The organism is Gemmatimonadota bacterium (genome assembly GCA_021295815.1).
Taxonomy (GTDB): Bacteria; Gemmatimonadota; Gemmatimonadetes; order Longimicrobiales; family Gaopeijiaceae; genus JAGWBQ01.
This window is the reverse complement of sequence record JAGWBQ010000022.1, coordinates 24,261-30,560: the sequence shown is the minus strand read 5'-3', so window position 1 is coordinate 30,560 and position 6,300 is coordinate 24,261. Positions and strand designations below refer to the sequence as shown.

At 66.5% G+C, this 6,300-nt stretch carries 5 protein-coding genes; 4 read left to right on the top strand and 1 reads right to left on the bottom strand.

The window, feature by feature from the left end; genetic code table 11:
• The 3 genes from J4G12_09310 to J4G12_09300 form a co-directional block, all read left to right on the top strand.
• The coding region (locus J4G12_09310) for a hypothetical protein (GenBank protein MCE2455990.1) at nt 1-304 on the top strand (304 nt) is incomplete at its 5' end.
• The gene (locus J4G12_09305) at nt 301-816 is read left to right on the top strand and encodes a hypothetical protein (GenBank protein ID MCE2455989.1); all 516 of its coding nucleotides are present in this window, start codon (nt 301-303) and stop codon (nt 814-816) included. The genes J4G12_09310 and J4G12_09305, both read left to right, overlap by 4 nt.
• A 357-nt stretch (nt 817-1,173) precedes the next feature.
• A complete protein-coding gene (locus J4G12_09300; protein ID MCE2455988.1) occupies nt 1,174-2,472 on the top strand; it encodes an aminotransferase class I/II-fold pyridoxal phosphate-dependent enzyme in 1,299 nt (432 codons plus the stop codon).
• 81 nt (nt 2,473-2,553) lie between these two features.
• Here the strand turns inward: J4G12_09300 and katG are convergent, their stop codons facing one another.
• Nucleotides 2,554-4,692 (bottom strand): catalase/peroxidase HPI, encoded by a 2,139-nt coding sequence (gene katG / locus J4G12_09295; protein MCE2455987.1) that lies wholly within the window; start codon nt 4,690-4,692, stop codon nt 2,554-2,556.
• Between the two features lie 290 nt (nt 4,693-4,982).
• Between katG and J4G12_09290 the strand changes: the two genes are divergently transcribed.
• Complete coding sequence (locus J4G12_09290) at nt 4,983-6,221, top strand: spondin domain-containing protein (protein ID MCE2455986.1); 1,239 nt, start codon at nt 4,983-4,985, stop codon at nt 6,219-6,221.
• The last annotated feature ends 79 nt before the right edge of the window (nt 6,222-6,300 follow it).

Below are 6,300 nucleotides of genomic sequence, written 5' to 3'. Positions count from 1 at the left end.
GAGTTTCACCATGTCGGATGGCTCGTGGTCAGGGAAGACCTACCCTGTCCGGTTTGTGCGAGTCGATGCGGAAGGGGGTGTAGTCTTGGATTCCCTGATACACGGGTCGCCGACCGTCGAAGACATACTACGCCCGCTGACCGCTGACCAACGGGCCGAGTTGGAAGACATGATGGGGGCTCTTGCAGCAAGAGCACAAGGCGATCAGTTCTCCTTATTGCGCGAAAACGCCGTCAAGCTTCAAGAAAAACTTGCCAAGGATCGCGAAGAACTCGCACAGGAATCGAGGAGGCGGCACCCATGAAGAATCCAACCGACAAGACCGGGACGGAAACGATTGAGGTGAACAAGCTGGCGGGGAAGCTTGTTCTTGTTGCCTCCTCCTTTTCCTCGGCGGGGTTTTGCGTCCTACTCGCAGGGCAGTGGCACCTGATGGGGGTGCGGCCGTTGGTCTATGCGGCGGGCTTTCTTGCTCTTCTTTCGACCGTCGCGGGAGGGGGAATGGGTTTTCTCTCTTGGCGGCAGATCAGGCAGCGGAAAGCGAAAACGATCATCACGGCGGTAGCGGCTGCGTTTCTACTTGGCCCCGCAGGACTAAACGCCGCTGAGGTCAAGGAGAATGCATCTTCGATCCCCGCGCCTTTTGCCTCGATCCCCGCGCCTTTCGTTTCGGTCCCTGCTTCTGCTTGCATCGCGGCGGACGTGTCGATAGTGGTGCTGCTGCTTTGGCTGTCATCGCCGCCGTGTACACCTGTACCGGCTGGCTATGTATCCCGACATCAACGAATTTTCCTTATATCTCGTGCTTTGATTTAGGCCCCGAATGAGGGAGGCCCCCGCCCCGAAGCCGTAGGAGGCCCGTAGAGGCCCGCGCCCTCCCGAGCCTATCTTGCCACCCGCCCGAATCCCGCCGCGTGAGCCCTGACCCGTCCGGAGCCCGTGCGTTCGAGCGTGTATGCGCTGCAAGAACAGGGCGGGCCACTGACGTGCGATCGTCCTGGGCATCGGTCTGCGGCACGACTGGGGCTCGCAGTACCGCGCCAGGCAGTTCCAGGCTTCGGCGCTCGTGCGAGTTTCGCTGCGGACTGCCAGAACAATTAAGTTTACGACCCTAGAACGACTCACCGAGTCCGCCCCCCACCGACCCACCACGACCTGAGTGGAGATCCTCGCATGGGCCTGATCGCCGACCGCATGACTCGCATGGGAACGGAAAACGCCTTCCGAGTCGGTGACGACATCCGGCGTTGCGAGGAGATGGGCATGGAGGTAATCCGCTTCAATCTCGGCGCCCCCGATTTTCGCAGCGCGGATCATCTCAACCGGATCGCGGCGGAGGCGCTGGCGGCCGGACGTTCGGGGTACTGCGATCCTTCCGGCATTCCGCGCTTTCGCAAGGCCATCGCCGACCACGTGGCGAGCACCCGCAACGTGGAAGTCGATCCCGACCGCGTCGTGGTGACCCCCGGGGCGAAGCCGCCTATCGGCTACACCGTGACGACCCACGTGAACGCGGGCGACGAGGTCGTCTACCCCTCCCCGGGCTTCCCCATTTACGAGTCGTGGGTGAGGTTCGTCCGCGCACGCCCGGTGCCGCTCCCCCTCAGCGCGGATCGGGGCTTCGCGTTCACAGCCGACGACCTGGCGGAGCTGGTGACCGAAAGGACCAAGCTCATCATCCTGTGCTCGCCCTCGAACCCCACCGGCGGCGTCCTCTCTCGCGACGAACTGGCCGGGATCGCGGAGGTCGTGCGGGAACGCTGCCGTCCCGACGTGCGCATCTATTCCGACGAGATCTACGAGCAGATCCTCTTCGACGGACTAGGCCACGAGAGCATCGTCTCGCACCCCGGCATGCCGGAGCGCACGGTGCTGGCGAGCGGTCACTCGAAAGGCTTTGCGATGACGGGGTGGAGGCTGGGATGGGCGGTCCTGCCCACGAGGGAAGAGGCCGAAATCTTCACGCAGCTCAACATCAACATCATGTCGTGCGTGCCACCCTTCCTCCAGGAAGCCGGCGCGGCGGCTTACGAGGATCCGAGGTCGGCCGCCGAATCGCGTCGGATGGTGGAGGCCTTCGAACGGAGGCGCGACTGGATCGTACCGGCGCTCAACGAGCTGCCCGGCGTTAGCTGCGGGATGCCGAAGGGCGCCTTCTACGTCTTCCCGGAAGTGTCGGGGATGTGCGAAGCCCTGGGTGTCCATCGGGCGCATGTGGAGCTCCCCTCCGACGCCCGCGACCGGACCACTCCGGCCGGAATGCTCCAGATGTTCCTGCTCTACCGCTACGGGGTGGCGACCATGGACCGCGCCTCGTTCGGCGAGATCGGTGCGGAGGGCCAGGACTTCCTGCGCCTATCCATCGCCAACTCCATGGACGACATCAGGATAGGGGTGGAGCGGATCGCGAAAGCGGCTGCGGACGCCGACGGGTTCGCGGCTTTCATGCGGAACGGCGGACCGCCGGCCTAACAGCTCGCGGCGAAAATCGCACGAGCGCCGAGAGCGGCGTAGCGGCCGGGAGCGGTCTCGTGCCCGGGCTGCTCGGGCGGCCTACCTCAGATCGAACCGGTCCAGCTCCATGACCTTGCTCCAGGCGGCCACGAAAGCGTCCAGGAAGGCGTCCTCGCCGTCGTCGCAGGCGTAGACCTCGGCGAGCGCACGCAGCTCCGAGTTCGAGCCGAAGACGAGATCGACGCTCGTACCCGTCCACCTCAACTCCCTCGTTGCCCGGTCGCGGCCCTCGAAACGGTCCTCGCCGTCCTCGGCGGGACGCCACTCGACGTCCATGTCGAGCAGGTTCACGAAGAAATCGTTGCCGAGAGCTCCGACGCGGTCGGTGAAGACGCCGAGCGACGAGCCTCCCGCGTTGGCTCCGAGCACGCGCATGCCGCCCACGAGCGCGGCGGTCTCGGGGGCCGACAGCGTGAGAAGCCGCGCCCGTTCCACCAGCAGTTCCGGTGCGGCGCGCGCATGGCCGCTGCCGCCGAAGTTGCGGAATCCGTCCGCCCTCGGCTCGAGTACCGCGAACGACTCCTCGTCGGTGTGCTCCTCCGAAGCGTCGGTACGCCCGGGTGTGAACGGAACCGCGACCTCGCGGCCTGCGGCTCTCGCGGCCTCCTCGACCGCGGCGCAGCCGCCCAGAACGATCAGGTCGGCGAGCGAGATCCGCTTGCCGTCGGAGCGAGCGCTGTTGAAGTCCGAGCGGACGCTCTCAAGAACGGTCAGGGCCTCGCGCAGCGCCTCGGGTTCGTTGACTTCCCAGCGGTTCTGCGGCGCCAGACGAATGCGGGCGCCGTTCGCGCCTCCCCGCCTGTCGGTACTGCGGAAGGTTGAAGCGGACGCCCAGGCGGTCAGCACGAGACGCGATACCGACAGTCCCGAGGCGAGCAACTTCGACTTGAGTTCGGCGATCTCGGTCTCGCCGACGAATTCGTGGTCGACCTCGGGCACCGGGTCCTGCCAGATCATCGCCTCGGAAGGCGTCAACGAGCCGCGATAGCGCGAACGAGGTCCCATGTCGCGATGGGTGAGCTTGAACCAGGCCCGCGCGAAGGCGTCGGTCAGCTCGTCGGGGTTCTCGAGGAAGCGCCTCGCGATGGGAGCGTAGTCCGGGTCCATGATGAGCGAGAGATCCGTGGTCAGCATCATGGGAGAATGCTTCTTGCCCGGATCGTGCGCGTCGGGGACCGTGCCCACCGCGGCGGGATCGGTCGGGGTCCACTGCGCCCCGCCTGCGGGGCTTTCCACCTGCTTCCATTCGTAGTTGTGCAGGTTCTCGAGGAAATCGTTGTCCCACCTGGTCGGGTTCGTGGTCCACGCGCCCTCCAACCCGCTGGTGATCGAGTCGCCGCCCGTGCCGGAACCGAAACTGTTGGCCCAGCCGAGACCCTGCTCCTCGAGATCGGCGGCCTCGGGTTCGGGACCGACGTGCTCCGGGACCGGGGCCGCGCCGTGCGCCTTGCCGAAGGTGTGTCCGCCGACGATGAGCGCGACGGTCTCCTCGTCGTTCATCGCCATGCGCCGGAAGGTCTCGCGGATGTCTCGGGCGGCCGCGAGCGGATCGGGCTTGCCGTTGGGTCCTTCCGGATTGACGTAGATGAGCCCCATCTGGACCGCGCCGTAGGGCTCGTGCAGGTCGCGCTCGCCGCTGTAGCGTTCATCGCCGAGCCAGTCGCCCTCGGGGCCCCAGTCGATGTCTTCGGGCTCCCAGATGTCCTCACGGCCTCCACCGAAGCCCATCGTCTTGAAACCCATGGACTCCAGCGCGACGTTACCGGCAAGGATCATGAGATCGGCCCACGAGAGCCGGCGACCGTACTTGCGCTTGATCGGCCAGAGCAGCCGGCGCGCCTTGTCCAGATTCGCGTTGTCGGGCCAACTGTTGAGTGGTGCGAAGCGTTGAGTGCCGGAGCCGCCCCCGCCGCGCCCGTCGCTGATGCGGTAGGTGCCCGCGCTGTGCCAGGCCATGCGGATGAAGAGCGGGCCGTAATGGCCGTAGTCGGCAGGCCACCAGTCCTGGGAGGTGGTCATGAGCTCCTCGAGCTCCGCCTTCAGCTCGTCCAGATCGATCGACTCGAAGGCTGCGCCGTAGTCGAAGTCCTCGGCCATCGGACCGGCGGAGCGGGAAGGACGAGCGAGAGGCTTGAGGTCGAGCTGGTCGGGCCACCAGTTCCTGTTTCTGACGGTCATGGCGAGGTGTCGGTATGTGGAGGATGGGCGCGCAGGCGGACGAGGGCGGGTTCCGAAGGTGGAGCCGGTGGACGGGACGCGAGCCCAGCCTCGAGCTTCGGGCGGGAGCGAGAGGTCCGGTTCTCGAGCCTGACGAATTTATGGGAAGACCGGCGTGTTGCGAATCGTGGCGTGCGGGATTGGAGGTGCGGCGAAACAAGAGCGTGGCGCACGCCATCGGTGACGCGCGGCGTCCCCAGGTGTAGTAGGGATTACGGGTGAACCGCTCGTACCCTCAAGGAGACGCAAGAATGACCTGCCGGATCAGACTTGGTCTGTTTCTCTTCCTGTCCCTCGCCGCAACGGCCGGGTGCGGCGAGACCGCCCCGGAGGAGGCGCCGCGCCCGGCGGCCATCTCCATCTCACCCTCTTCGTCGATTCTGACCGCGCTCGGCGAGACGGTCGAGTTCACCGCCAGAGTCGACGACCAGTACGGCGAGGCATTCGTCGGAACGGTGGGGTGGACGAGCAGCGACGCGGCCGTAATCACGGTGAGCGCAGGCGGCGTCGCGAGCGCGGTCGCCAACGGTGCGGCCACGCTGACCGCTTCGATCGGGGCGGTGAGCGCGACGGTTCCGGTGGAGGTCGCGCAGGCGGCGGCGGCCTTGGTCGTCGTGTCCGGAGGAGGCCAGGAGGGAGTGGCGGGGAACCCCCTCCCCGAGATCGTGCAGGTCCGCGTGGACGATCCGGGCGGTTCTCCAGCGGCCGACGTGGTGGTCGACTTCACCGCCGTTTCGGGACATGGAACCGCCGAACCGTCCACGGTGATCACCGGAGGCGACGGTCTGGTCGCCACGACGTGGACCTTGGGGGAGGTTGTAGGAATCCAGACCCTGACCGCCCAGGCCGGCGTGGCGTCCATCGACGTTCGAGCCGCGGTGGGCGAGGTTCCGCCGCCCGCCGACTCGGCGATCTACGGCGTCTCGTTCGTCGCCACCTGGAGTTCGAGGACCCACCCGAACGGCTTCCCGAGCGGCGCTCATTTCTCGCCTCTGATCGGTGCGACGCACAACGGCGGGGTCCGCTTCTGGGCGAACGGCGACACCGCGACGGACGGAATCGAAGACATGGCGGAGACGGGCGCGACCGGGCAGCTCGCCTCGGAGATCCGCGCCCGAATCCCCGGCGACGCGCTCGCCGTCGTCACCGGTCCGGGAATCGGCAGCCCCGGAACCGGGACCATCTCCAACCTCGTCGTCACGAAGGACCATCCGCTGGTGACCCTGGTGACCATGATCGCGCCCAGCCCGGATTGGTTCGTCGGGGTGTCCGGTCTCTCGCTCCGCGACGAGTTCGCCCAGTGGCGGGAAGAGCTCGAAGTGATCCTCTATCCGTACGACGCCGGTACCGACGACGGAACCGTCTACACCTCCGCGAACGCCAACACCTCGCCGCGGGCGCCCATCCGCAACCTGCGCGGCACGGCTCCGTTTTCGGACGCTCCGATCGGTACGTTCACGTTTAAGCGACAAGGTGCGGGTCGCGAGTAGGCCGACCCGGCCGGATACGGACTCGGCTGGGTTCTCCAACTTCTCACGAGCTATTCGAGTCCGTGCGCTATGCGCCTCA

Coding starts and splice junctions, on each gene's coding strand:
- J4G12_09300 (MCE2455988.1), top strand. CDS start 1,174: ATGGGCCTGATCGCCGACCGCATGACTCGCATGGGAACGGAAAACGCC.
- J4G12_09305 (MCE2455989.1), top strand. CDS start 301: ATGAAGAATCCAACCGACAAGACCGGGACGGAAACGATTGAGGTGAAC.
- katG (MCE2455987.1), bottom strand. CDS start 4,692: ATGACCGTCAGAAACAGGAACTGGTGGCCCGACCAGCTCGACCTCAAG.
- J4G12_09290 (MCE2455986.1), top strand. CDS start 4,983: ATGACCTGCCGGATCAGACTTGGTCTGTTTCTCTTCCTGTCCCTCGCC.